Origin of the sequence: Pseudomonas mosselii, assembly GCF_005796105.1 — a bacterium.
In the GTDB taxonomy this organism is placed as follows: Bacteria; Pseudomonadota; Gammaproteobacteria; order Pseudomonadales; family Pseudomonadaceae; genus Aquipseudomonas; species Aquipseudomonas mosselii_C.
This window is the reverse complement of the sequence record NZ_VAUO01000024.1, coordinates 1-22,310: the sequence shown is the minus strand read 5'-3', so window position 1 is coordinate 22,310 and position 22,310 is coordinate 1. Positions and strand designations below refer to the sequence as shown.

Below are 22,310 nucleotides of genomic sequence, written 5' to 3'. Positions count from 1 at the left end.
TGATCAGGCGGTAATCCAGTTCTTTTTTCCACTTGCGCGCCAGCAACGCCTGGGCTTCTTCGCGGTTTATCGCGAACTCGGTCCGGTTACGCCATTGGGTGTCTCGGGTATAGGCCAGCGCTATTTTTTCAGGAGTACGGGTATTCCAGCCGTCTTCTGCGAGGCGGACCTTTTCAATGGCCGATTCGCGAGTAAAAGGAGGAAGTGGCGGGCGAGCGGGTTCGTTGGACATGGTGGTGCCTCCAATCATTTGGATGCTGCAGTTGAGTGAGTACTTCTGAAACTTATAGCGCCGACGCGCTATACATCTTTAATCAACAGCTCGGCGACTTCTTTTGCACTTTCGAGGGCCGTAAAGTCTCCCATGACACGCGCCACTGTTATCGCGCCCTCTATCAGCACGAATAATTGCCTGGCCAAGCGCACTGGATCTTTGACGCCTAAGTCACTGGTCAGCACCAGCGTATAGTCCAGTAGCTTCTGCTTATGCAGCTTGGCAATTTGTCGGATCGGGTCATTTGCATCACCAACCTCCCCGGCCGTGTTGATAAACGCACACCCTCGAAAGTCGTCTGACTCGAACCAACTATTAAGCACATCAAACATGCTGATAACGCGTTCTCGCGGCGTGTGTGCTTTTTCGCACTCGCTTCTGAACCACTGCATCCAGCGTACATCGCGTGCATTGAGTGCCGCGGCAGCGACATCGTCCTTGTTCGCAAAATAGCGATAGATACTTTTACGTGCTACACCGGACGTCTTTACCAAAAGATCCATGCCGGTTGCGTGGATTCCGTTTTCGTAAATCAGTTTCTCGGCAGTGGCCAGGATTTTCTCGCGGGTATCGGTCATTGGCTTATCCATGTAGCCAGAGTAGAACGATCGTTCTCCCTGGTCAAGCAGCTATTGCATTTTTTCGATTACAGCCCGGGACGGACGCTCAATGGGTCTTGTGCTCGGGCCTGTGCGTGTTGGCTGCCCGCATGATGCTCGCGCATCCGACAGCCAAGCTGCCCGCGAGACAGGCGCTTTGAAGGTCATCGAAGCTCGCCGTATCGGCGTATGCAGGCCAAAAAAAAGCGAAGCCAAATCAATGGCTTCGCTTCTAATGTTTACGGTTCTGAAAAAGCTACACTTCAGAACGGAATATCGTCATCGAAGCTGTCGAAGTCAGCCGCTGGCTGTGGCGCCGGCTGCTGGGGGGCTGGGCGCTGCGGCGCTTGCTGCGGACGCGGAGCCTGCTGGCGTGGCGCCTGGTTATACTGCTGCTGGCCGCCGCCCTGGTTGTAGTTGCCACCACCCTGGTTGTAAGGGTCACCGCCCTGCTGCTGGCCCTGAGGACGCCCGCCGAGCAACTGCATGGTCCCGTTGATGTCGACGACAATCTCGGTGGTGTAGCGCTTGATGCCGTCTTTTTCCCACTCGCGGGTCTGCAACTTACCTTCGATATAGCATTGCGAACCTTTGCGCAGGTACTCACCAGCAATCTCGGCAACCTTGCCGAACAGCGCGACGCGGTGCCACTCGGTACGCTCGACCTTCTGCCCGGACTGCTTGTCGGTCCACTGCTCGCTGGTAGCCAGGCTCAGGTTGGTCACGGCATTACCGTTGGGCAGGTAGCGGACTTCGGGATCCTGGCCGCAGGTACCGACCAGAATGACTTTGTTAACCCCACGGGCCATAACGTTCTCCTAGGCTTCGCACGCCGCTGAGGCTGGGTTCACCAGACGCTCGAGGGTCGCACGGTCCAAAATTTTCGTATCCAGTTTGATATAGATGGCGGCTTCATCTGCCACCACCACAGCGTCGGTCACACCCGGCACGGCCATCAGACGCTCGGTCAGCCCGGCTTCACGGACTGCTTCGGGCGTCAGCGGCATGCGCAGGCTGGTCACATACGGCGGCTCGTTCATGCTCAAGGCGACGATCAGCCAAATGGCACATAGCACCGCGCAGCCGAGGAACACCGTATCCAGCCCACCGTGCTGGAACAACCAGCCTCCGAGGATTCCTCCCAACGCCGCACCGAGGAACTGGCTCGTGGAGTACACCCCCATCGCCGTCCCCTTGCCACCGGCAGGCGACACTTTACTTACCAGCGAAGGCAGCGAAGCCTCCAACAGGTTGAATGCGGTGAAGAATACCACGGTGCCAATCACCAGTCCGCGCAAACCGTCAGCCCACTCCCAGAAGTATACCTCCGTCAGCAGCAGGACACCGACCGCGCCGGCCAGCACGCGTTTCATCTTGCGCTTCTTTTCGCCGTAGATGATGAACGGCACCATTGCAAAAAATGAGATGAACAGCGCGGTCAGGTACACCCACCAGTGCTGTTCTTTCGGCAGGCCGCCGCGCTCAACGAAGGCCAGTGGCAAGGCTACGAAGCTGGCCATGAGAATGGCGTGGAGGATGAAAATACTCACATCTAGGCGCAGAAGGTCCGGGTGGCGCAGGGTCGGGCCAATCGCCTGGCGCGCCACACCCGATTCACGGTGCTGCAGAATGCTGTGGGTGTTGGGTACGACGAAGGCGATCAACAGAATGCCGACCAAGGCAAGTCCTGCGGTAGCCAGGAACAATCCTGACAAGCCAAAGGCACTTGTCAGCAGTGGCCCGACCACCATCGCCACGGCGAATGACAATCCAATGCTCATGCCGATCATCGCCATGGCCTTGGTGCGATGTTGTTCGCGAGTGAGGTCGGACAACAGTGCCATGACCGCAGCGGATATGGCCCCTGCCCCCTGCAGGATACGTCCGGCAATCACCCCCCAAATCGAATCGGCCTGAGCGGCCAATACGCTGCCCAGGGCGAAGACCACCAACCCCAGATAGATCACCGGGCGCCGGCCGATGCGATCGGAAATCATGCCGAACGGAATCTGCAGCACCGCTTGGGTCAGGCCATAGGCGCCGATGGCCAGGCCGATCAACGCAGGTGTTGCACCCGCCAGATCCATGCCGTACGTGGCCAGCACCGGCAGGACCATGAACATGCCCAGCATACGAAAGGCAAAGACCAGGGCCAGGCCACCAGCGGCGCGGGTTTCGCTGCTGCTCATGCGATCGTTGTGGGTGTTGTGCATGGATTAACCTCGTGTGAACCGGCGGCGATTCTATCAGTCCGACAGCTTGACGGCATCTGCGCGACGCTTTGCCGCGTGCTGGCCACGCGCCGTATACTTCCTTGTTTATGCCCGCCAAGCGAGGCCGCAGTGGACAAGATCCTGATTCGTGGGGCTCGTACCCACAACCTGAAGAACATCGACCTGACCCTGCCTCGGGACAAGCTGATCGTGATCACCGGCCTGTCCGGTTCCGGCAAGTCGTCCCTGGCGTTCGACACGTTGTACGCCGAAGGTCAACGCCGCTACGTGGAGTCGCTGTCGGCGTATGCCCGGCAGTTCCTGTCAATGATGGAAAAGCCCGATGTCGACACCATCGAAGGCCTGTCGCCGGCGATTTCCATCGAACAGAAGTCCACGTCGCACAACCCGCGCTCGACCGTGGGGACCATCACCGAAATCTACGACTACCTGCGCCTGCTGTACGCACGCGTCGGCACACCACGCTGCCCGGACCACGATATCCCACTGGAGGCGCAGACCATCAGCCAGATGGTCGACCTGGTGCTGGAGAACCCCGAGGGCAGCAAGCTGATGCTGCTGGCGCCAGTGATCCGCGAGCGCAAGGGCGAGCATCTGGCGGTGTTCGACGAACTGCGGGCCCAGGGCTTCGTGCGCGCCCGGATCAACGGCAAGCTCTATGAACTGGACGAACTGCCCAAGCTGGACAAGCAGAAGAAGCACAGCATCGATGTGGTGGTGGACCGCTTCAAAGTGCGCGCCGACTTGCAACAGCGTCTGGCCGAGTCGTTCGAGACTGCGCTCAAGCTCGCCGACGGCATCGCGCTGGTGGCGCCGATGGACGATGAGGATGGCGAGGAGACTATCTTCTCCGCGCGCTTCGCTTGCCCGATCTGCGGACATGCGATCAGCGAGCTGGAACCGAAGCTGTTTTCCTTCAACAATCCCGCAGGCGCCTGCCCGACCTGCGATGGCCTGGGGGTCAAGCAGTTCTTCGACACCAAGCGCCTTGTCAACGCCGAACTGACCTTGGCCGAGGGCGCGATACGCGGCTGGGACCGGCGCAACGTCTACTATTTCCAGATGCTGGGTTCACTGGCCGCGCATTACGGTTTCAGCCTCGAAGCCCCGTTCGGCGAGCTGTCGGCCGAACACCAGAAAGTCATCCTGAACGGCAGCGGCAAGCAAAGCGTCGATTTCAAGTACCTCAACGACCGTGGCGATATCGTCAAGCGCTCGCATCCATTCGAAGGCATCGTACCTAACCTGGAACGGCGCTACCGCGAGACCGAGTCAGCCACTGTGCGCGAAGAGCTGGCCAAGTTCCTCGGCACCCAGCCCTGCCCCGACTGCCGTGGCACACGCCTGCGCCGTGAAGCGCGCCATGTATGGGTCGGCGAGAAAACCCTGCCAGCGGTGACCAACCTGCCAATCGGTGAAGCCAGCGATTATTTTGGCGCATTGACCCTGACCGGCCGGCGTGGCGAGATCGCGGCGAAGATCCTCAAGGAAATCTGCGAGCGCCTGCAATTTCTGGTCAACGTCGGCCTGGACTACCTGACCCTGGACCGCAGCGCCGATACGTTGTCCGGCGGCGAAGCCCAGCGTATTCGCCTGGCCAGCCAGATCGGCGCCGGACTGGTGGGTGTGATGTACATCCTCGACGAGCCGTCGATCGGCCTGCACCAACGCGACAACGACCGCTTGCTGGCCACCCTCAATCACCTGCGCGACTTGGGCAATACGGTGATCGTGGTGGAGCACGACGAGGACGCCATTCGCTTGGCCGACTACGTGGTGGATATCGGGCCAGGTGCTGGCGTGCATGGCGGGCAGATCGTCGCCGAGGGCACGCCCGACGAGGTCATGGCACACCCCGACTCGCTTACCGGCAAGTACCTGTCCGGGCGCAAGAAGATCGTCGTGCCTGCAAAACGTACACCGCGTAACAAGAAGCTGCAGCTTAAGCTCAAAGGCGCACGCGGCAATAACCTGCAGAACGTCGACCTGGAAGTGCCGATCGGCCTGCTGACCTGTGTAACCGGCGTCTCCGGCTCCGGCAAATCGACGCTGATCAACAACACGCTGTTCCCATTGGCAGCCACCGCGCTCAATGGCGCAAGCAGCCTGGAGGCAGCAGCACACAGCAGCATCGACGGCCTGCAGCACCTGGACAAAGTGGTCGATATCGACCAGAGCCCGATCGGGCGTACGCCGCGCTCCAACCCGGCCACCTATACCGGTATTTTCACGCCTATTCGTGAACTGTTCGCGGGCGTGCCGGAATCGCGCTCGCGCGGCTACGGGCCGGGGCGTTTCTCGTTCAACGTCAAAGGTGGGCGCTGCGAAGCGTGCCAAGGCGATGGCTTGATCAAGGTAGAGATGCACTTCCTGCCGGACATCTATGTGCCCTGCGATGTGTGCAAGAGCAAGCGCTACAACCGCGAAACCCTGGAGATCAAGTACAAGGGCAAGAACATCCATGAGGTGCTGGAAATGACCATCGAGGATGCCCGTACATTCTTCGACGCGGTGCCAGCACTGGCGCGCAAGCTGCAAACGTTGATGGACGTAGGCCTGTCGTACATCAAGCTAGGACAGTCGGCCACCACGCTGTCCGGGGGCGAGGCGCAGCGGGTCAAGCTATCGCGCGAGCTGTCCAAGCGCGATACCGGCAAGACCCTGTACATCCTTGACGAACCCACCACCGGCCTGCACTTCGCGGACATCCAACAGTTGCTGGATGTACTGCACCGCCTGCGTGACCATGGCAACACCGTGGTGGTGATCGAGCATAACCTGGATGTGGTCAAGACCGCCGACTGGCTGGTGGACCTGGGGCCGGAGGGTGGCTCCAAAGGTGGGCAGATCATTGCCTGCGGTACGCCAGAGGAGTTGGCTGAGCAGAAGCAATCGTATACCGGACATTACCTGAAACCGCTACTGGAACGGGACCGGGCATAAGGCCACAGGGGCGCTTGCGCCCCGTTCGCGGCACAAGGCCGCTCCTACAGAGAGCGCAGATCTGACGATCTGCGATGTCCAAGAAGCGGCCTTGCCGGAGCGGGCGCAAAGGGCTGCAAAGCAGCCCAGCTTGTTACATCTGCGACTGCAGGTAGTTTTCCAGACCGATAGCCTTGATCAAGCCTTGCTGCTTCTCCAGCCAGTAGGTGTGATCTTCTTCGGTATCAGCCAACTGCGCGCGCAGGATGTCACGGCTGATGTAGTCCTTGTGCAGCTCGCACAGCTCGATGCCCTTGCACAGTGCGCCCCGCACCTTGTACTCGAGCTTCAGATCGGCTTCGATCATTTCGGGTACGGTGCTGCCTACTTCCAGATCGTCGGCACGCATATCGGGAGTGCCTTCAAGCATGAGGATACGGCGCATCAGAGCGTCAGCGTGCTGAGTCTCCTCCTCCATCTCGTGGTTGATACGCTCATAGAGCTTGGACAAGCCCCAATCCTCGTACATGCGCGAGTGGATGAAGTACTGATCGCGTGCTGCCAGTTCGCCCTTCAGCAACGTGACGAGATAATTGATTACGTCCGGGTGACCTTGCATTGCCCTGATTCTCCCTGTGAATACTTCAATGGCTCATAGTTTGAACCAGCTTTTGCTGGCGGTCACGGAAAAATGCGCAATTACTAGCAAAAGATCGGCTAAACAGTAGTGATATTCATTGAAAAACCGCCCAAACGAGGGCGGTTCTTGTTATCACTTCGACTTAGGCGAGATGGATCCCCAATGCCTTGGCGATACCTTCGCCATAGGCCGGATCCGCCTTGAAGAAGTGCTGCAGTTGGCGCTGCACCACATCCTCGCTGACGCCAGCCATGGTGCCGGCGATGTTGTCGATCAGCAGCGCTTTCTGTTCGTGATTCATCAGGCGGAACAGCGCGCCGGCGTGGCTGTAGTAGTCATTGTCCTCGCGGTGGTCGAAGCGGTCGGCTGCGCCACTCAGGGCCAATGCCGGCTCGGCGTGGCGCGGCGACTGCTTGGGCGCATCGCTGTAGCTGTTCGGCTCGTAGTTCGGTGCGCTGCCGTAGCTGCCGCCTGCCATGGAGCCATCACGCTGGCAGCTGTGCACCGGACTGCGGGGCGCATTCACTGGCAGTTGCTGATGGTTAGTGCCGACACGGTAGCGGTGGGCATCGGCATAGGCGAATACCCGGCCTTGCAGCATACGGTCTGGAGACAAACCGACACCCGGCACCATGTTGCTTGGGCCAAAGGTGGCCTGCTCGACCTCAGCGAAGTAGTTAAGCGGGTTGCGGTTAAGCTCCAACACCCCCACTTCAATCAGCGGGTAGTCTTTTTGCGACCAGGTCTTGGTCACGTCGAACGGATTCTCTTGGCGGTTCGCTGCTTCGTTTTCGCTCATCACCTGGATGCACACGCTCCAACGCGGATACTCGCCACGCTCGATGGCCTCGAAGAGGTCACGCTGGGCGTAGTCCGGGTCAGTGCCGGCCAGGCGAGCAGCATCGGCTGGAGCCAGGTTCTTGATACCTTGCTGAGTCTTGAAATGCCACTTGACCCAAGTGCGCGCACCCTCAGCATTGATAAGGCTATAGGTATGGCTACCGAAACCATGCATGTGCCGATAGCCATCTGGAATACCACGGTCGGAGAACAGGATGGTGATCTGGTGCAGCGCCTCAGGTGAATGGGACCAGAAGTCCCACATCATCTGGGGGCTCTTCAGGTTGGTTTGAGGGTGGCGTTTCTGGGTGTGGATGAAGTCAGGAAACTTCAGCGGGTCACGGATGAAGAACACCGGCGTGTTGTTGCCAACGATATCCCAGTTACCTTCCTCGGTGTAGAACTTGACGGCAAAGCCACGTGGATCGCGCTCAGTGTCCGCAGAACCACGCTCGCCACCGACGGTGGAGAAGCGCAGGAACGTCTCGGTCTGCTTGCCAATGCTGTCGAAGAGCCTGGCACTGGTGAATTCGCTGATATCCCGGGTGACTGTGAAGGTGCCGTAGGCACCCGACCCCTTGGCGTGCACACGACGCTCGGGGATGTTCTCACGATTGAAATGAGCGAGCTTCTCGATCAGGTGAAAGTCGTCCAGCAACAACGGGCCGCGAGGGCCGGCGGAACGGGAGTTCTGGTTATCGGCAACCGGTGCACCGCTGGCGGTGGTCAGAATCTTGCTCATGGGCTCTCCTTATCAGTCTCTAATGGCCGGCTAAACGGCATATGGAGAAGTATTCGCGAGCAGGAGACAAAGAACCAATTCATTGATATTGTCGAATTGATAGAAATTCATAATCAATGCACACACAAAAAACCGGGCACTAGGCCCGGTTTTTTGTAGCAGACTGGACGTCTTACTCGGCAGCTTCTACAGCACCACCGACTGGACGATCAACCAGCTCGACGTACGCCATAGGCGCGTTGTCGCCAGCGCGGAAACCGCACTTCAGGATACGCAGGTAGCCGCCCTGACGGGTGGCGTAGCGCTTGCCCAGATCGTTGAACAGTTTGCCAACGGCGGACTTCGAACGGGTACGATCGAAGGCCAGACGACGGTTGGCTACGCTGTCTTCCTTGGCCAGGGTGATCAGCGGCTCGGCAACGCGGCGCAGTTCCTTGGCTTTCGGCAGGGTGGTTTTGATCAGCTCGTGCTCGATCAGCGACACTGCCATGTTCTGGAACATAGCCTTGCGGTGAGAGCTGGTACGGCTCAGGTGACGTCCACTTTTACGATGACGCATGATTCATTCCTTACCAAACACTACGTTCGGTGATTACGACGATCAGGCAGTCGCCTTGTCGTCCTTCTTAAGACTTGCAGGCGGCCAGTTGTCGAGGCGCATGCCGAGGGACAGACCACGAGAGGCCAGAACGTCCTTGATTTCAGTCAGGGACTTCTTGCCCAGGTTAGGAGTCTTCAACAGCTCTACTTCGGTACGCTGAATCAGGTCGCCGATGTAGTAGATGTTCTCCGCCTTGAGGCAGTTGGCCGAACGTACGGTCAGTTCCAGGTCGTCAACCGGGCGCAGCAGGATCGGATCGATCTCGTCTTCCTGCTCGACCACAACCGGCTCGCTGTCACCTTTGAGGTCGACGAACGCAGCCAACTGCTGTTGCAGGATGGTCGCGGCACGACGAATAGCCTCTTCAGGATCCAGGGTACCGTTGGTTTCCAGATCGATGACCAGCTTGTCCAGGTTGGTACGCTGCTCAACACGGGCGTTCTCGACCACATAGGCGATACGACGCACCGGGCTGAAGGAGGCGTCCAGCTGGAGACGGCCAATGCTGCGGCTTTCGTCTTCGTCGGTCTGACGGGAGTCGGCCGGCTCGTAACCACGACCACGAGCTACGGTGAGCTTCATGTTCAGGGCGCCGTTGGACGCCAGGTTCGCGATTACGTGATCGGGGTTGACGATCTCGACATCGTGATCCAGCTGAATATCGGCAGCGGTAACCACCCCCGAACCCTTTTTCGACAAGGTCAGCGTAACTTCGTCACGACCGTGCAGCTTGATAGCCAGGCCTTTCAGGTTCAACAGGATTTCAATGACATCTTCCTGTACACCTTCGATCGCGGAGTACTCATGGAGTACGCCATCGATCTCGGCCTCGACTACTGCACAGCCAGGCATGGAGGACAACAGGATGCGGCGCAGCGCGTTGCCCAGGGTATGGCCGAAGCCACGCTCGAGAGGCTCGAGCGTGATCTTGGCGCGGGTTGGACTGACAACCTGAACGTCGATGTGACGGGGTGTCAGAAACTCATTTACCGAAATCTGCATGGATGCACCTATTTTCTAGCCCTTACTTGGAGTAGAGCTCGACAATCAGGTTTTCGTTGATGTCGGCGGACAGGTCGCTGCGAGCAGGAACGTTCTTGAAAACGCCCGACTTTTTAGCAGCATCCACATCAACCCACTCAACGCGGCCACGCTGGGCGCACAGTTCAAGGGCTTGAACAATGCGCAGCTGGTTCAGCGACTTCTCGCGAACTGCGACCACGTCACCCGGACGAACTTGGTAGGATGGAATGTTTACGGTCTTGCCGTTAACGCTGATCGCTTTGTGCGAAACCAGCTGACGGGACTCGGAACGGGTCGAACCGAAGCCCATACGATAAACGACGTTGTCCAGACGGCACTCGAGCAGTTGCAGCAGGTTCTCACCGGTGGCGCCTTTCTTCGAGGCAGCCGCTTGGTAGTAACCGCGGAATTGACGCTCCAGTACACCGTAGATACGACGGACTTTTTGTTTCTCGCGCAGCTGGGTACCGTAGTCGGACTGACGGCCACGGCGCTGGCCGTGGATACCTGGGGCTGCTTCGATGTTGCACTTCGATTCCAGAGCGCGAACGCCGCTCTTCAGGAACAGGTCAGTGCCTTCACGGCGAGACAGTTTGCATTTTGGACCAATGTAACGTGCCATTTATCTGTCTCCTGATTACACGCGACGCTTCTTCGGCGGACGGCACCCGTTGTGCGGGATTGGCGTCACGTCGGTGATGCTGGCGATCTTGTAGCCGCAGCTGTTCAGTGCACGAACGGCGGACTCACGACCTGGACCTGGACCCTTGACGTTGACGTCGAGGTTCTTCAGACCGTATTCCAGCGCAGCTTGACCAGCACGCTCAGCAGCGATCTGAGCTGCGAACGGGGTGGATTTGCGCGAACCACGGAAACCCGAACCACCGGAAGTAGCCCAGGACAGTGCGTTGCCCTGACGGTCGGTGATGGTCACGATGGTATTGTTGAAAGAAGCATGGATGTGGGCGATGCCATCAACCACTGTCTTTTTGACTTTCTTACGAGGACGAGCAGCAGGTTTTGCCATGTCTATATTCCTGGGCGATTACTTGCGGATCGGCTTACGCGGGCCCTTACGGGTGCGTGCGTTGGTCTTGGTGCGCTGACCGCGAACCGGCAGACCTTTACGATGACGCAGGCCGCGGTAGCAACCCAGGTCCATCAAGCGCTTGATCTTCATGTTGATGTCACGACGCAGGTCACCTTCAGTGGTGAACTTCGCAACTTCGCCACGCAGGGTTTCGATTTGCTCGTCGCTCAGATCCTTGATCTTAGCGGCTGGGTTTACACCAGCATCTGCACAGATTTTCTGTGCAGTAGTGCGACCGACACCATAGATGTAGGTCAGCGAGATAACAGTATGCTTGTTATCTGGAATGTTGACGCCTGCAATACGGGCCATTCAGTGGGACTCCAATTGACAGCTACCTACGCCCCGGAAGCCAAGAAATAGGGCGCGAGATAATATCGCTGTAGAAACGAATAATCAACCCAGCAGCACACTAGCTGCTGGGTTTGAAGCGCAGATCACACTCAGCCTTGGCGCTGCTTGTGACGCGGTTCCGCGCTGCAGATCACGCGCACGATACCTTCGCGACGAATGATCTTGCAGTTACGGCACAGCTTTTTCACCGATGCACGAACTTTCATTACCGACTCCTCGAACCTTAGGTGGTCTATCAGCGCAGCAGACCGCTGCCGCCGTAGCCTTTCAGGTTGGCTTTCTTCATCAGGGATTCGTACTGGTGCGAAACGAGGTGCGATTGTACTTGGGACATGAAGTCCATCACAACCACTACCACAATCAGCAACGAGGTCCCGCCAAGGTAGAACGGCACGTTTGCAGCCACCACCAGGAACTGGGGCAGCAAGCACACGGCCATCATGTAAAGAGCACCGAACATGGTCAAACGGGTCAGAACGCCATCAATGTAGCGCGCCGACTGCTCACCAGGACGGATGCCCGGAATAAAGGCACCGGACTTCTTCAGGTTTTCCGCTACGTCTTTCGGATTGAACATCAACGCTGTGTAGAAGAAGCAGAAGAAAATGATCCCTGCACTAAACAGCAGAATGTTCAACGGCTGACCAGGAGCGATCGACTGCGAGATGTCTTGCAGCCAGCCCATACCTTCGGACTGACCGAACCAGGCACCTAGCGAAGCCGGGAACAGCAAGATGCTGCTCGCGAAAATGGCCGGGATTACGCCCGCCATGTTCACTTTCAGCGGCAGGTGGCTGGTCTGCGCAGCGAAGACCTTACGGCCCTGCTGACGCTTGGCGTAGTGAACGGCGATACGACGCTGACCACGCTCAATGAACACCACGAAGCCGATAATCGCTACTGCCAGCAAACCGATAGCGACCAGGGCGAAGATGTTGATATCGCCTGTGCGTGCAGACTCGAAAGACTGCCCGATTGCTCTCGGAAGACCGGCAACGATACCTGCGAAGATCAACATCGAGATACCGTTGCCCACACCGCGCTCGGTGATCTGCTCGCCCAGCCACATCATGAACATCGCGCCCGCCACGAAAGTGGAGACGGCGACGACATGGAAGCCGAGGCCAACAGAAAACGCCACGCCCTGGTTGGCCAGGCCAATGGACATGCCAATGGCTTGGACCAGCGCCAGGATAACGGTGCCGTAGCGGGTGTACTGGCTGATCTTGCGACGGCCAGCTTCACCTTCCTTCTTCAACTGCTCCAGCTGCGGGCTGACAGCGGTCATGAGCTGCATGATGATCGATGCCGAGATGTACGGCATGATCCCCAGCGCAAAGATGCTCATGCGCTCCAGCGCGCCGCCGGAAAACATGTTGAACAAGCTAAGAATGGTCCCCTCATTCTGCCGGAACAGATCCGCGAGACGGTCCGGGTTAATGCCTGGTACCGGGATGTGCGCGCCAATCCGATAGACGATGATCGCCATGAACAGAAAGCGCAGACGAGCCCAGAGTTCCGACATCCCGCCCTTACCGAGCGAAGAGAGAGCACCTTGCTTAGCCATTTATTCCTCGAACTTGCCGCCAGCTGCTTCGATAGCCGCACGTGCACCTTTGGTGACGGCGATACCCTTGAGGGTGACTGCGCGAGTGACTTCGCCCGACAGCATGATTTTCACACGCTGTACGTGCTGGCCGATCACGTTGGCGTCCTTGAGGGACTGAACGGTGATCAGGTCGCCTTCCACCTTGGCCAGCTCGGACAGACGCACTTCAGCGCGGTCCATGGCTTTCAGGGAAACGAAGCCGAACTTCGGCAGACGACGGTGCAGCGGCTGTTGACCGCCTTCGAAGCCTGGAGCAATGGAACCACCGGAACGGGAGGTTTGACCCTTGTGGCCACGGCCACCGGTCTTACCCAGACCGCTACCGATACCACGACCCGGACGGTGCTTCTCGCGACGGGAACCCGGCGCTGGACTCAGATCATTGAGTTTCATCGATTAACCCTCGACCTTCAGCATGTAGTAGGCCTTGTTGATCATCCCGCGGTTTTCAGGAGTATCTTGGACTTCTACAGTGTGACCGATGCGACGCAGACCCAGGCCTTTAACACACAGTTTGTGGTTAGGCAGGCGGCCGGCGGTGCTCTTGATCAGCGTTACTTTTACGGTTGCCATGATCAGATGATCTCCTCGACAGTCTTGCCGCGCTTGGCAGCAATGGACTCAGGGGATTGCATGGCTTTCAGACCCTTGAAGGTGGCGTGAACCACGTTCACCGGGTTGGTCGAACCGTAGCACTTGGCCAGAACGTTCTGAACGCCAGCAACTTCCAGGACGGCACGCATTGCGCCGCCGGCGATGATACCGGTACCTTCCGAGGCAGGCTGCATGTAAACCTTCGAGGCGCCGTGGGCGGCCTTGGTGGCGTACTGCAGGGTGGTGCCTTTCAGGTCAACCTGAATCATGTTGCGACGAGCAGCTTCCATGGCTTTCTGGATCGCGGCAGGTACTTCGCGCGATTTGCCACGGCCAAAGCCAACACGACCCTTACCATCACCAACCACGGTCAGTGCGGTGAAGGTGAAGATACGGCCGCCTTTTACGGTTTTAGCTACGCGGTTAACTTGAACCAGCTTCTCGATGTAGCCTTCGTCGCGCTTTTGATCGTTATTTGCCATAACTTAGAACTCCAGCCCGCCTTCACGAGCAGCATCAGCCAGCGCCTTGACGCGGCCGTGGTACTTGAAGCCGGAACGGTCAAAGGCAACTTGAGATACACCGGCGGCTTTCGCACGCTCAGCTACCAGCTTGCCAACCTTAGTGGCCGCGTCGATGTTGCCGGTGGCGCCATCACGCAGTTCTTTGTCCAAGGTCGAGGCACTTGCCAGAACCTTGCTGCCGTCGGCCGAAATGACCTGGGCGTAGATGTGCTGCGAGGAGCGGAACACGCACAGACGCACGGCTTCGAGCTCGTGCATTTTCAGGCGTGCTTTGCGAGCGCGACGCAGTCGAGTAACTTTTTTGTCGGTCATTTGCTAGGCCCTACTTCTTCTTGGCTTCTTTACGACGGACTACTTCATCCGCGTAACGCACACCCTTGCCCTTGTAAGGCTCTGGCGGACGGAAACCGCGGACTTCAGCGGCCACCTGACCCACCAGCTGCTTGTCGATACCCTTGATCAGGATGTCGGTCTGGCTTGGGGTTTCAGCGGTGATACCAGCTGGCAGTTCGTAATCCACTGGGTGCGAGAAGCCCAGAGCCAGGTTCAGGACGGAGCCTTTAGCCTGAGCTTTATAACCAACACCGACCAGCTGGAGCTTACGCTCGAAGCCTTGGCTTACGCCTTGGACCATGTTGTTCACCAGGGCGCGGGTGGTACCGGCCATGGCGCGAGCTTGCTGGTCACCGTTGCGAGCGGAGAAACGCAGCTCACCAGCTTCTTCGGTAACTTCAACAGACGAGTGAACGTTCAGTTCGAGAGTGCCCTTGGCACCCTTCACCGAAAGCTGCTGGCCGGCGAATTTGACTTCGACGCCTGCTGGCAGCTTAACGGGGTTCTTAGCGACGCGAGACATGCCTATCTCCCCTTAGAACACTGTGCACAGAACTTCGCCGCCGACACCGGCAGCGCGCGCAGCGCGGTCAGTCATCACACCTTTGTTGGTGGAGACGATAGACACGCCCAGGCCGCCACGTACTTTCGGCAGCTCAGTGACGGCCTTGTACTGACGCAGACCTGGACGGCTGGAGCGCTTCAGCTCTTCAATGACCGGACGGCCTTCGAAGTACTTCAGCTCGATCGACAGGGAAGGCTTGGCTTCGCCAGTCACTTCGTAGCCGGCGATGTAACCTTCGTCTTTCAGTACTTTGGCAACCGCGACCTTCAGGGTGGAAGAAGGCATGCTTACGACAGACTTTTCAGCCATCTGGGCATTACGGATGCGAGTTAGCATGTCCGCTAACGGGTCCTGCATACTCATGGGCTAGATGCTCCTGATACAAGAATTATTAGCCTTGCGGCTATCACAACCACCCGAGCGGACAGGGCAAAAAACCCAGGCTCAGGTGAGCCGGTCATTCTAGACACAAGCCAGAAACGAAACAAGCCCCGTATAGGGGCTTGTTTCGTTGCGAGGTCACCGGCGGTCGGAAGATCTCCTCCTCGCGCCGGTGGTCACGACAGCTGGAATTACCAGCTAGCCTTGACCAGACCTGGAACGTCACCACGCATGGCGGCTTCGCGCAGCTTGTTACGGCCGAGGCCGAACTTGCGGTATACACCGTGCGGACGACCGGTCAGGCGGCAACGGTTACGCAGGCGCGCAGCGCTGGCGTCACGTGGTTGCTTCTGAAGGGCGACAACGGCGGCGAAGCGCTCTTCAGGAGAGGCGTTCAGGTTGACGATGGTCGCTTTCAGCTCGGCACGCTTTTTAGCGTATTTGGCTACCGTGAGCTGACGCTTCAGCTCGCGGTTTTTCATGCTCTTCTTGGCCATTTTCCTACTCCAATCAGTTGCGGAACGGGAACTTGAAAGCACGCAGCAGAGCGCGGCCTTCGTCGTCCGAACGAGCAGTGGTGGTCAGGGTGATGTCCAAACCGCGCAGAGCATCGATCTTGTCGTAGTCGATTTCCGGGAAGATGATCTGCTCTTTCACGCCCATGCTGTAGTTGCCACGACCGTCGAAGGACTTGGCATTCAGGCCGCGGAAGTCGCGAACCCGTGGCAGGGAGATCGCCAGCAGGCGGTCCAGGAACTCGTACATTTTTTCGCGACGCAGGGTCACCTTGACACCGATCGGCCAGCCTTCACGGACTTTGAAGCCCGCGATGGATTTACGAGCGAAAGTCACGACCGGCTTTTGACCGGTGATCTTTTCCAGGTCGGCAACAGCGTGCTCGATGACTTTTTTGTCGCCGATCGCTTCGCCCAGACCCATGTTCAGGGTGATTTTGGTAACGCGCGGAACTTCCATCACGTTCGACAGCTTAAGTTCTTCCTTAAGCTTAGGAGCGATTTCGTTCCGGTAAATCTCTTTCAGTCGTGCCATGGTCTTCTACCTAGCAGTGTTCAAGCATCAACCGCTTTTTGGGTCGACTTGAAGACACGAATTTTTTTACCGTCTTCTACTTTGAAACCAACGCGGTCAGCCTTGTTGGTTTCACCGTTGAAGATGGCAACGTTGGAAGCGTGCAGAGGCGCTTCTTTCTCGACGATACCGCCCTGGACGCCCGCCATCGGGTTAGGCTTGGTGTGGCGCTTGACCAGGTTGACACCACCGACGACCAGGCGGTCGTCAGCGAGAACCTTCAGCACCTTACCGCGCTTACCTTTGTCTTTGCCGGCGATCACGATGATCTCGTCGTCACGACGAATCTTTTGCATGTCGGATCTCCTTAGAGCACTTCAGGGGCGAGCGAGACGATCTTCATGAACTTCTCAGTACGAAGCTCACGGGTCACTGGCCCGAAGATGCGAGTGCCGATCGGCTCTTGCTTGGTGTTCAGCAGAACAGCAGCATTGCCGTCGAAACGAATGATGGAACCGTCAGCGCGACGTACACCGTGACGGGTACGGACGACAACAGCGGTCATCACCTGGCCTTTTTTGACCTTACCGCGCGGAATCGCTTCCTTGACGGTTACTTTGATGATGTCACCGATACCGGCGTAACGGCGGTGAGAACCGCCGAGCACCTTGATGCACATGACGCGACGAGCGCCGCTGTTGTCGGCCACATCGAGCATGGATTGAGTCTGAATCATAAAATTTCTCCGACCCTTAGCCCTTAGACTTCAACAGCGCGTTCGAGGACTTCAACCAGTGCCCAGGACTTGGTCTTGGCCAGCGGACGGGTTTCACGGATGGAAACCTTGTCGCCGATCTTGCACTGGTTGGATTCGTCGTGCGCGTGCAGCTTAGTCGAACGCTTAACGTATTTACCGTAGATCGGGTGCTTTACGCGACGCTCGATCAGAACGGTGATGGTCTTGTCCATTTTGTCGCTGACGACACGGCCAGTCAGCGTACGGACGGTTTTTTCAGCTTCAGCCATGATCACTTACCTGCCTGCTGGTTGAGCACAGTTTTCACGCGAGCGATGTCACGCTTAACTTGCGAGAGCAGGTGCGACTGCCCCAACTGGCCAGTTGCTTTCTGCATACGCAGATTGAACTGGTCGCGCAGCAAGCCGAGCAGTTGCTCATTCAGTTGCTGTGCCGATTTTTCACGAAGTTCATTCGCTTTCATCACATCACCGTCCGCTTAACAAAGGAGGTGGCGAGAGGCAGCTTTGCAGCAGCCAGGGCGAATGCTTCGCGCGCCAGCTCTTCAGAAACACCCTCGATTTCGTACAGGACTTTGCCTGGCTGAATCTGGGCAACCCAGTACTCCACGGAACCCTTACCTTTACCCATCCGCACTTCGAGAGGCTTCTTGGTAACCGGCTTGTCCGGGAAGACACGGATCCAGATCTTACCGCCACGTTTAACGTGACGGGTCAGCGCACGACGTGCGGACTCGATCTGGCGGGCGGTGAGGCGACCGCGAGCAACAGCTTTCAGAGCGAACTCGCCGAAGCTGACCTTGCTACCGCGCAGTGCCAGACCACGGTTGTGGCCGGTCATCTGCTTGCGGAATTTTGTACGCTTTGGTTGCAACATTTGGCGTACCCCTTACTTAGCAGCTTTTTTACGAGGCGCTGGTGCTTGAGGCTTCAGCTCTTCCTGGCGACCACCAATCACTTCGCCTTTGAAGATCCAAACCTTCACACCGATCACACCATAGGTGGTGTGAGCTTCGTAGGTGTTGTAGTCGATATCGGCACGCAGGGTGTGCAGAGGCACACGACCTTCGCGATACCACTCGGTACGTGCGATCTCGGCACCGCCGAGACGACCGCTCACCTGGATCTTGATGCCTTTGGCACCAATACGCATGGCGTTCTGTACGGCGCGCTTCATGGCGCGACGGAACATAACGCGGCGTTCCAGCTGCTGGGCAACGCTCTGAGCAACCAGCATGGCGTCGAGTTCCGGCTTGCGGATCTCTTCGATGTTGATGTGCACAGGCACACCCATCTGCTTGGTCAGGTCCTGACGCAGTTTCTCAACATCTTCACCTTTCTTGCCGATAACGATACCGGGACGAGCGGTGTGGATGGTGATGCGTGCAGTTTGAGCCGGACGATGAATATCGATACGGCTAACGGACGCGCTTTTTAGTTTGTCTTGGAGGTACTCACGCGTTTTCAGATCCTTCAACAGGTAATCTGCGTAAGTCGCGCCGTCTGCATACCAGACGGAGGTGTGCTCCTTGACGATTCCCAGGCGAATGCCAGTGGGATGTACTTTCTGACCCATCTGATCGACTCCGTTACTTGTCCGCAACCTTGACAGTGATATGGCAAGACCGCTTGACGATGCGATCAGCGCGGCCTTTGGCACGCGGCATGATGCGCTTCAGCGAACGCCCTTCGTTGACGAAAACGGTGGAGACCTTCAGGTCATCAACGTCTGCGCCTTCGTTGTGTTCGGCGTTGGCAACGGCCGACTCGAGGACTTTCTTCATGATTTCAGCGGCTTTTTTGCTGCTGAAGGCCAACAGGTTGAGCGCTTCGCCCACCTTCTTCCCGCGGATCTGGTCGGCGACCAAGCGGGCTTTCTGGGCGGAGATGCGAGCGCCCGACAACTTAGCGGCTACTTCCATTTCCTTACCCCTTAACGCTTGGCTTTCTTGTCAGCCACGTGCCCGCGGTAGGTGCGGGTACCGGCGAACTCGCCCAGTTTGTGGCCGACCATGTCTTCGTTCACGAGAACTGGGACGTGTTGGCGACCGTTGTGTACCGCGATGGTCAGACCGACCATTTGTGGCAGGATCATCGAACGGCGCGACCAGGTTTTAACTGGCTTGCGATCGTTCTTCTCCACCGCCACTTCGACCTTCTTCAGCAGGTGAAGATCGATAAAAGGACCTTTTTTCAGAGAACGTGGCACTGTCGTATCCCTCTAGTTACTTGCGACGACGGACGATCATGTTGTCGGTACGCTTATTACCACGGGTTTTAGCACCCTTGGTTGGGAAGCCCCATGGCGATACCGGATGACGACCACCGGAGGTACGACCTTCACCACCACCATGCGGGTGGTCAACCGGGTTCATGGCAACACCACGAACGGTTGGGCGAACGCCGCGCCAGCGTTTTGCACCTGCTTTACCCAGCGAACGCAGGCTGTGCTCGGAGTTCGAGACTTCGCCCAGGGTCGCACGGCACTCAGCCAGTACTTTACGCATTTCGCCAGAGCGAAGACGCAGGGTCACGTAGACGCCTTCACGCGCGATCAGCTGAGCCGAAGCACCAGCGGAACGAGCGATTTGAGCACCTTTACCCGGCTTCAGTTCGATGCCGTGAACGGTGCTACCTACTGGGATGTTGCGCAGTTGCAGGGAGTTACCGGCCTTGATTGGAGCCAGGGCGCCTGCGATCAGTTGGTCGCCAGCACTCACGCCTTTAGGGGCGATGATGTAGCGACGCTCACCGTCTGCGTAGCACAGCAGGGCGATGTGAGCAGTACGGTTCGGGTCGTACTCGATACGCTCGACAGTGGCAGGGATGCCATCTTTGTCGTTGCGACGGAAGTCGACCAGACGGTAATGCTGCTTATGACCACCACCAACGTGACGAGTGGTAATGCGGCCATTGTTGTTACGACCACCAGACTTCGATTTTTTCTCGATCAGCGGTGCGTGAGGAGCGCCTTTGTGCAGCTCCTTGTTGACCACCTTGACCACAAAACGGCGGCCAGGGGAAGTCGGTTTGCATTTAACGATTGCCATGATGCACCCCTTCCTTACTCAGCACTGCTGCTGAAATCGAGATCTTGGCCTGGCTGAAGGGAGACGATCGCCTTCTTCCAGTCATTACGCTTGCCCAGACCACGTGCGGTACGCTTGGTTTTACCCAGAACGTTAACAGTCGACACGTTTTCAACTTTTACGTTGAACAGGCCTTCGACAGCTTTCTTGATTTCCAGCTTGGTTGCATCGGTAGCAACCTTGAATACGAACTGGCCTTTTTTCTCAGCCAGAACGGTAGCCTTCTCGGAAACGTGCGGGCCAAGGAGGACTTTGAATACGCGTTCCTGGTTCATCCCAGCAGCTCCTCGAATTTCTTCACGGCCGAGACAGTGATCAACACTTTCTCGTATGCGATCAGACTGACCGGATCCGAACCTTGAACGTCACGTACGTCGACGTGCGGCAGGTTACGAGCAGCCAGGTACAGGTTCTGATCAACAGCGTCCGAAACGATCAGAACGTCGTTCAGACCCATGCCGTTCAGCTTGTTCAGCAGGTCTTTGGTTTTCGGAGCTTCAACAGCGAAGTCCTGAACCACGACCAGACGGTCGCTACGCACCAGCTCAGCGAGGATGGAGCGCAGGGCTGCGCGGTACATCTTCTTGTTGAGCTTCTGCGAGTGATCTTGAGGACGCGCTGCGAAGGTAACACCACCGCCACGCCAGATCGGACCACGGGTAGTACCGGCACGAGCACGGCCAGTACCTTTCTGACGCCATGGGCGCTTACCGCCACCGGCCACGTCAGAACGGGTCTTCTGCTGCTTGGTGCCCTGACGGCCGCCGGCCATGTAGGCCACGACTGCTTGGTGTACCAGCGTCTCGTTGAATTCGCCACCGAAGGTCAGTTCGGAAACTTCGATCGCCTGAGCGTCATTTACATTGAGTTGCATGTCAGTTTCCCCTTACCCGCGAGCCTTGACAGCCGGACGCACGACCACGTCGCCGCCAGTAGCGCCTGGGACGGCACCCTTGATCAGCAGCAGGTTGCGTTCAGCGTCTACGCGTACTACTTCCAGGGACTGAACAGTCACGCGCTCGGCGCCCATGTGACCGGACATTTTCTTGCCCTTGAATACACGACCAGGAGTCTGGCACTGGCCGATGGAGCCAGGGACACGGTGCGATACGGAGTTACCGTGGGTGTTGTCTTGACCACGGAAATTCCAGCGCTTGATGGTACCGGCGAAGCCTTTACCTTTGGACTGACCGGTTACGTCTACCAGCTGGCCTGCAGTGAAGAGTTCAGCTTTGATCAGATCGCCAGCCTGGAAATCGCCTTCTTCAAGACGGAACTCCCAAACACCGCGACCAGCGGCAACGTTGGCCTTGGCAAAGTGGCCTGCCTGAGCGGCGGTCACGCGCGAAGCACGACGCTCGCCGACAGTGACTTGCACTGCACGGTAGCCATCAGTTTCTTCGGTTTTGAACTGGGTGACGCGATTCGGCTCGATCTCAATGACCGTGACCGGAATGGAGACACCTTCTTCGGTGAAAATACGGGTCATACCCGCTTTCCGACCGACTACACCAATAGTCATGTTGTAAACCTCATGAGTGTACGGGGCTTTCACCCGCTATGGCCGCCCATTTCAGAGCGTTACACGACCAAGACGCGAGTCTTAGCCGAGGCTGATCTGCACTTCCACACCGGCCGCCAGATCAAGCTTCATCAGCGCGTCGACGGTTTTATCCGTTGGCTGGACGATGTCCAGAACACGCTTATGAGTGCGAATCTCGTACTGGTCACGCGCGTCTTTGTTGACGTGCGGGGAGACCAGAACGGTGAAACGCTCTTTGCGGGTAGGCAGTGGAATTGGACCACGCACTTGTGCACCAGTACGTTTCGCGGTTTCCACGATTTCCTGGGTGGATTGGTCGATCAGGCGATGGTCGAAAGCCTTCAACCTGATACGGATTTGCTGATTTTGCATTGGATTTCAGACTCCAGGCTGTTCCCAACGGACGCACTACGCCCGCTAAAAGGAGGCGTGATTCTATAGACGCCCCAATTTAGTGTCAACCCAATAAAAAAAGCCCCCGCTGAGCGGGGGCTTTTTCAATCGGTCGAGTGATTACTCGATGATTTTGGCTACGACGCCGGCGCCGACGGTACGACCGCCTTCACGG

35 protein-coding genes are annotated in these 22,310 nt (G+C 57.7%); 1 reads left to right on the top strand and 34 read right to left on the bottom strand.

Annotated features, from left to right (window positions below; all coding sequences use genetic code 11):
* The 4 genes from FEM01_RS23570 to FEM01_RS23555 all read right to left on the bottom strand — a co-directional run.
* Positions 1–232: DUF1348 family protein (locus FEM01_RS23570; RefSeq protein WP_138221829.1), on the bottom strand; the 232-nt coding region annotated here is incomplete at its 3' end.
* A 68-nt stretch (positions 233–300) separates the two neighbouring features.
* Positions 301–864, bottom strand: coding sequence for a TetR/AcrR family transcriptional regulator (locus tag FEM01_RS23565; protein ID WP_138221828.1), 564 nt, complete (start codon positions 862–864; stop codon positions 301–303).
* 272 nt (positions 865–1,136) lie between these two features.
* On the bottom strand, positions 1,137–1,682 hold the full coding sequence (locus FEM01_RS23560) for a single-stranded DNA-binding protein (protein ID WP_138221827.1): 546 nt from the start codon (positions 1,680–1,682) through the stop codon (positions 1,137–1,139).
* Between the two features lie 9 nt (positions 1,683–1,691).
* The gene (locus FEM01_RS23555) at positions 1,692–3,086 is read right to left on the bottom strand and encodes an MFS transporter (protein ID WP_138221826.1); all 1,395 of its coding nucleotides are present in this window, start codon (positions 3,084–3,086) and stop codon (positions 1,692–1,694) included.
* A gap of 129 nt (positions 3,087–3,215) precedes the next feature.
* Here FEM01_RS23555 and uvrA point away from each other — a divergent pair, with 129 nt between their 5' ends.
* Positions 3,216–6,050 (top strand): excinuclease ABC subunit UvrA, encoded by a 2,835-nt coding sequence (gene uvrA, locus FEM01_RS23550; RefSeq protein ID WP_171031018.1) that lies wholly within the window; start codon positions 3,216–3,218, stop codon positions 6,048–6,050.
* Positions 6,051–6,183: 133 nt separating this feature from the next.
* Here the strand turns inward: uvrA and bfr are convergent, their stop codons facing one another.
* From bfr to rpsJ, 30 genes are all read right to left on the bottom strand, one after another.
* A complete protein-coding gene (bfr, locus tag FEM01_RS23545; protein ID WP_003257116.1) occupies positions 6,184–6,648 on the bottom strand; it encodes a bacterioferritin in 465 nt (154 codons plus the stop codon).
* Between the two features lie 163 nt (positions 6,649–6,811).
* Positions 6,812–8,251, bottom strand: coding sequence for a catalase (locus tag FEM01_RS23540; protein ID WP_138221825.1), 1,440 nt, complete (start codon positions 8,249–8,251; stop codon positions 6,812–6,814).
* Between the two features lie 172 nt (positions 8,252–8,423).
* Positions 8,424–8,810, bottom strand: coding sequence for a 50S ribosomal protein L17 (gene rplQ / locus FEM01_RS23535; protein WP_003255451.1), 387 nt, complete (start codon positions 8,808–8,810; stop codon positions 8,424–8,426).
* A 42-nt stretch (positions 8,811–8,852) separates the two neighbouring features.
* Positions 8,853–9,854, bottom strand: coding sequence for a DNA-directed RNA polymerase subunit alpha (locus FEM01_RS23530; RefSeq protein ID WP_003255452.1), 1,002 nt, complete (start codon positions 9,852–9,854; stop codon positions 8,853–8,855).
* A gap of 22 nt (positions 9,855–9,876) precedes the next feature.
* Complete coding sequence (rpsD, locus tag FEM01_RS23525) at positions 9,877–10,497, bottom strand: 30S ribosomal protein S4 (RefSeq protein ID WP_003257114.1); 621 nt, start codon at positions 10,495–10,497, stop codon at positions 9,877–9,879.
* A gap of 15 nt (positions 10,498–10,512) precedes the next feature.
* Positions 10,513–10,902, bottom strand: a complete 390-nt coding sequence (gene rpsK / locus FEM01_RS23520) for a 30S ribosomal protein S11 (RefSeq protein WP_003255454.1) — start codon at positions 10,900–10,902, stop codon at positions 10,513–10,515.
* An 18-nt stretch (positions 10,903–10,920) separates the two neighbouring features.
* Entirely contained in the window at positions 10,921–11,277 is a 357-nt protein-coding gene (gene rpsM / locus FEM01_RS23515; protein WP_003255457.1) for a 30S ribosomal protein S13, read from the bottom strand.
* Positions 11,278–11,408: 131 nt separating this feature from the next.
* Positions 11,409–11,525 carry a 50S ribosomal protein L36 gene (gene rpmJ, locus FEM01_RS23510; protein WP_011531897.1) on the bottom strand — a complete coding sequence of 39 codons (117 nt, stop codon included), beginning with the start codon at positions 11,523–11,525 and terminating at the stop codon, positions 11,409–11,411.
* A gap of 29 nt (positions 11,526–11,554) precedes the next feature.
* Positions 11,555–12,886, bottom strand: coding sequence for a preprotein translocase subunit SecY (gene secY, locus FEM01_RS23505; RefSeq protein WP_003257108.1), 1,332 nt, complete (start codon positions 12,884–12,886; stop codon positions 11,555–11,557).
* Positions 12,887–13,321, bottom strand: coding sequence for a 50S ribosomal protein L15 (gene rplO / locus FEM01_RS23500; protein ID WP_011531896.1), 435 nt, complete (start codon positions 13,319–13,321; stop codon positions 12,887–12,889).
* Positions 13,322–13,324: 3 nt separating this feature from the next.
* Entirely contained in the window at positions 13,325–13,501 is a 177-nt protein-coding gene (gene rpmD, locus FEM01_RS23495) for a 50S ribosomal protein L30 (protein WP_028690238.1), read from the bottom strand.
* Between the two features lie 2 nt (positions 13,502–13,503).
* Complete coding sequence (gene rpsE, locus FEM01_RS23490; protein ID WP_023629184.1) at positions 13,504–14,004, bottom strand: 30S ribosomal protein S5; 501 nt, start codon at positions 14,002–14,004, stop codon at positions 13,504–13,506.
* A gap of 3 nt (positions 14,005–14,007) precedes the next feature.
* On the bottom strand, positions 14,008–14,358 hold the full coding sequence (rplR, locus tag FEM01_RS23485) for a 50S ribosomal protein L18 (RefSeq protein ID WP_011531893.1): 351 nt from the start codon (positions 14,356–14,358) through the stop codon (positions 14,008–14,010).
* A 10-nt stretch (positions 14,359–14,368) separates the two neighbouring features.
* Positions 14,369–14,902 (bottom strand): 50S ribosomal protein L6, encoded by a 534-nt coding sequence (gene rplF / locus FEM01_RS23480; RefSeq protein ID WP_138221824.1) that lies wholly within the window; start codon positions 14,900–14,902, stop codon positions 14,369–14,371.
* 12 nt (positions 14,903–14,914) lie between these two features.
* Positions 14,915–15,307 (bottom strand): 30S ribosomal protein S8, encoded by a 393-nt coding sequence (rpsH, locus tag FEM01_RS23475; RefSeq protein WP_138221823.1) that lies wholly within the window; start codon positions 15,305–15,307, stop codon positions 14,915–14,917.
* Positions 15,308–15,516: 209 nt separating this feature from the next.
* Entirely contained in the window at positions 15,517–15,822 is a 306-nt protein-coding gene (rpsN, locus tag FEM01_RS23470; protein WP_138221822.1) for a 30S ribosomal protein S14, read from the bottom strand.
* Positions 15,823–15,835: 13 nt separating this feature from the next.
* Positions 15,836–16,375, bottom strand: a complete 540-nt coding sequence (rplE, locus tag FEM01_RS23465; protein ID WP_012316517.1) for a 50S ribosomal protein L5 — start codon at positions 16,373–16,375, stop codon at positions 15,836–15,838.
* Positions 16,376–16,395: 20 nt separating this feature from the next.
* The gene (gene rplX, locus FEM01_RS23460) at positions 16,396–16,710 is read right to left on the bottom strand and encodes a 50S ribosomal protein L24 (RefSeq protein ID WP_016715319.1); all 315 of its coding nucleotides are present in this window, start codon (positions 16,708–16,710) and stop codon (positions 16,396–16,398) included.
* An 11-nt stretch (positions 16,711–16,721) separates the two neighbouring features.
* Positions 16,722–17,090, bottom strand: coding sequence for a 50S ribosomal protein L14 (rplN, locus tag FEM01_RS23455; protein ID WP_008089810.1), 369 nt, complete (start codon positions 17,088–17,090; stop codon positions 16,722–16,724).
* 23 nt (positions 17,091–17,113) lie between these two features.
* Positions 17,114–17,380: a 30S ribosomal protein S17 gene (gene rpsQ / locus FEM01_RS23450; protein ID WP_008089812.1), complete on the bottom strand. Its 267-nt coding sequence runs from the start codon at positions 17,378–17,380 to the stop codon at positions 17,114–17,116.
* Positions 17,381–17,382: 2 nt separating this feature from the next.
* The gene (rpmC, locus tag FEM01_RS23445) at positions 17,383–17,574 is read right to left on the bottom strand and encodes a 50S ribosomal protein L29 (RefSeq protein WP_002555481.1); all 192 of its coding nucleotides are present in this window, start codon (positions 17,572–17,574) and stop codon (positions 17,383–17,385) included.
* Positions 17,574–17,987 (bottom strand): 50S ribosomal protein L16, encoded by a 414-nt coding sequence (rplP, locus tag FEM01_RS23440; protein ID WP_009397508.1) that lies wholly within the window; start codon positions 17,985–17,987, stop codon positions 17,574–17,576. The genes rpmC and rplP overlap by 1 nt, the downstream gene beginning before the upstream one ends.
* A 12-nt stretch (positions 17,988–17,999) precedes the next feature.
* Entirely contained in the window at positions 18,000–18,686 is a 687-nt protein-coding gene (gene rpsC, locus FEM01_RS23435) for a 30S ribosomal protein S3 (protein ID WP_003255481.1), read from the bottom strand.
* Positions 18,687–18,699: 13 nt separating this feature from the next.
* Positions 18,700–19,032, bottom strand: a complete 333-nt coding sequence (gene rplV, locus FEM01_RS23430; RefSeq protein ID WP_003103908.1) for a 50S ribosomal protein L22 — start codon at positions 19,030–19,032, stop codon at positions 18,700–18,702.
* 11 nt (positions 19,033–19,043) lie between these two features.
* Positions 19,044–19,319, bottom strand: a complete 276-nt coding sequence (gene rpsS, locus FEM01_RS23425) for a 30S ribosomal protein S19 (protein ID WP_003255482.1) — start codon at positions 19,317–19,319, stop codon at positions 19,044–19,046.
* Between the two features lie 16 nt (positions 19,320–19,335).
* A complete protein-coding gene (gene rplB, locus FEM01_RS23420) occupies positions 19,336–20,160 on the bottom strand; it encodes a 50S ribosomal protein L2 (RefSeq protein ID WP_011531888.1) in 825 nt (274 codons plus the stop codon).
* Positions 20,161–20,174: 14 nt separating this feature from the next.
* Positions 20,175–20,474: a 50S ribosomal protein L23 gene (gene rplW / locus FEM01_RS23415; protein WP_003255484.1), complete on the bottom strand. Its 300-nt coding sequence runs from the start codon at positions 20,472–20,474 to the stop codon at positions 20,175–20,177.
* Positions 20,471–21,073, bottom strand: a complete 603-nt coding sequence (gene rplD / locus FEM01_RS23410; protein ID WP_008089819.1) for a 50S ribosomal protein L4 — start codon at positions 21,071–21,073, stop codon at positions 20,471–20,473. The genes rplW and rplD overlap by 4 nt, the downstream gene beginning before the upstream one ends.
* A gap of 12 nt (positions 21,074–21,085) precedes the next feature.
* Positions 21,086–21,721, bottom strand: a complete 636-nt coding sequence (gene rplC / locus FEM01_RS23405; protein WP_011531887.1) for a 50S ribosomal protein L3 — start codon at positions 21,719–21,721, stop codon at positions 21,086–21,088.
* Between the two features lie 81 nt (positions 21,722–21,802).
* The gene (rpsJ, locus tag FEM01_RS23400; RefSeq protein ID WP_003186070.1) at positions 21,803–22,114 is read right to left on the bottom strand and encodes a 30S ribosomal protein S10; all 312 of its coding nucleotides are present in this window, start codon (positions 22,112–22,114) and stop codon (positions 21,803–21,805) included.
* Positions 22,115–22,310 lie beyond the last annotated feature (196 nt).

Bases quoted from the DNA above. Each gene is read 5' to 3' on its own strand.
- rpsC (WP_003255481.1), bottom strand. From the start codon at position 18,686: ATGGGTCAGAAAGTACATCCCACTGGCATTCGCCTGGGAATCGTCAAG.
- rplC (WP_011531887.1), bottom strand. From the start codon at position 21,721: ATGACTATTGGTGTAGTCGGTCGGAAAGCGGGTATGACCCGTATTTTC.
- rplN (WP_008089810.1), bottom strand. From the start codon at position 17,090: ATGATTCAGACTCAATCCATGCTCGATGTGGCCGACAACAGCGGCGCT.
- rplE (WP_012316517.1), bottom strand. From the start codon at position 16,375: ATGGCACGACTGAAAGAGATTTACCGGAACGAAATCGCTCCTAAGCTT.
- rpmJ (WP_011531897.1), bottom strand. From the start codon at position 11,525: ATGAAAGTTCGTGCATCGGTGAAAAAGCTGTGCCGTAACTGCAAGATC.
- rpsK (WP_003255454.1), bottom strand. From the start codon at position 10,902: ATGGCAAAACCTGCTGCTCGTCCTCGTAAGAAAGTCAAAAAGACAGTG.
- rpsJ (WP_003186070.1), bottom strand. From the start codon at position 22,114: ATGCAAAATCAGCAAATCCGTATCAGGTTGAAGGCTTTCGACCATCGC.
- rplF (WP_138221824.1), bottom strand. From the start codon at position 14,902: ATGTCTCGCGTCGCTAAGAACCCCGTTAAGCTGCCAGCAGGCGTCGAA.
- rpsH (WP_138221823.1), bottom strand. From the start codon at position 15,307: ATGAGTATGCAGGACCCGTTAGCGGACATGCTAACTCGCATCCGTAAT.
- rplX (WP_016715319.1), bottom strand. From the start codon at position 16,710: ATGCAAAAGATTCGTCGTGACGACGAGATCATCGTGATCGCCGGCAAA.
- FEM01_RS23540 (WP_138221825.1), bottom strand. From the start codon at position 8,251: ATGAGCAAGATTCTGACCACCGCCAGCGGTGCACCGGTTGCCGATAAC.
- rpsM (WP_003255457.1), bottom strand. From the start codon at position 11,277: ATGGCCCGTATTGCAGGCGTCAACATTCCAGATAACAAGCATACTGTT.
- FEM01_RS23560 (WP_138221827.1), bottom strand. From the start codon at position 1,682: ATGGCCCGTGGGGTTAACAAAGTCATTCTGGTCGGTACCTGCGGCCAG.
- rplQ (WP_003255451.1), bottom strand. From the start codon at position 8,810: ATGCGTCATCGTAAAAGTGGACGTCACCTGAGCCGTACCAGCTCTCAC.
- FEM01_RS23555 (WP_138221826.1), bottom strand. From the start codon at position 3,086: ATGCACAACACCCACAACGATCGCATGAGCAGCAGCGAAACCCGCGCC.
- FEM01_RS23565 (WP_138221828.1), bottom strand. From the start codon at position 864: ATGGATAAGCCAATGACCGATACCCGCGAGAAAATCCTGGCCACTGCC.
- rpmC (WP_002555481.1), bottom strand. From the start codon at position 17,574: ATGAAAGCGAATGAACTTCGTGAAAAATCGGCACAGCAACTGAATGAG.
- rpsD (WP_003257114.1), bottom strand. From the start codon at position 10,497: ATGGCACGTTACATTGGTCCAAAATGCAAACTGTCTCGCCGTGAAGGC.
- bfr (WP_003257116.1), bottom strand. From the start codon at position 6,648: ATGCAAGGTCACCCGGACGTAATCAATTATCTCGTCACGTTGCTGAAG.
- rplD (WP_008089819.1), bottom strand. From the start codon at position 21,073: ATGCAACTCAATGTAAATGACGCTCAGGCGATCGAAGTTTCCGAACTG.
- rplR (WP_011531893.1), bottom strand. From the start codon at position 14,358: ATGACCGACAAAAAAGTTACTCGACTGCGTCGCGCTCGCAAAGCACGC.
- rpsE (WP_023629184.1), bottom strand. From the start codon at position 14,004: ATGGCAAATAACGATCAAAAGCGCGACGAAGGCTACATCGAGAAGCTG.
- rpsQ (WP_008089812.1), bottom strand. From the start codon at position 17,380: ATGGCTGAAGCTGAAAAAACCGTCCGTACGCTGACTGGCCGTGTCGTC.
- rpsN (WP_138221822.1), bottom strand. From the start codon at position 15,822: ATGGCCAAGAAGAGCATGAAAAACCGCGAGCTGAAGCGTCAGCTCACG.
- rplB (WP_011531888.1), bottom strand. From the start codon at position 20,160: ATGGCAATCGTTAAATGCAAACCGACTTCCCCTGGCCGCCGTTTTGTG.
- secY (WP_003257108.1), bottom strand. From the start codon at position 12,886: ATGGCTAAGCAAGGTGCTCTCTCTTCGCTCGGTAAGGGCGGGATGTCG.
- rplW (WP_003255484.1), bottom strand. From the start codon at position 20,474: ATGAACCAGGAACGCGTATTCAAAGTCCTCCTTGGCCCGCACGTTTCC.
- rpmD (WP_028690238.1), bottom strand. From the start codon at position 13,501: ATGGCAACCGTAAAAGTAACGCTGATCAAGAGCACCGCCGGCCGCCTG.
- rplO (WP_011531896.1), bottom strand. From the start codon at position 13,321: ATGAAACTCAATGATCTGAGTCCAGCGCCGGGTTCCCGTCGCGAGAAG.
- FEM01_RS23530 (WP_003255452.1), bottom strand. From the start codon at position 9,854: ATGCAGATTTCGGTAAATGAGTTTCTGACACCCCGTCACATCGACGTT.
- rplV (WP_003103908.1), bottom strand. From the start codon at position 19,032: ATGGAAGTAGCCGCTAAGTTGTCGGGCGCTCGCATCTCCGCCCAGAAA.
- rplP (WP_009397508.1), bottom strand. From the start codon at position 17,987: ATGTTGCAACCAAAGCGTACAAAATTCCGCAAGCAGATGACCGGCCAC.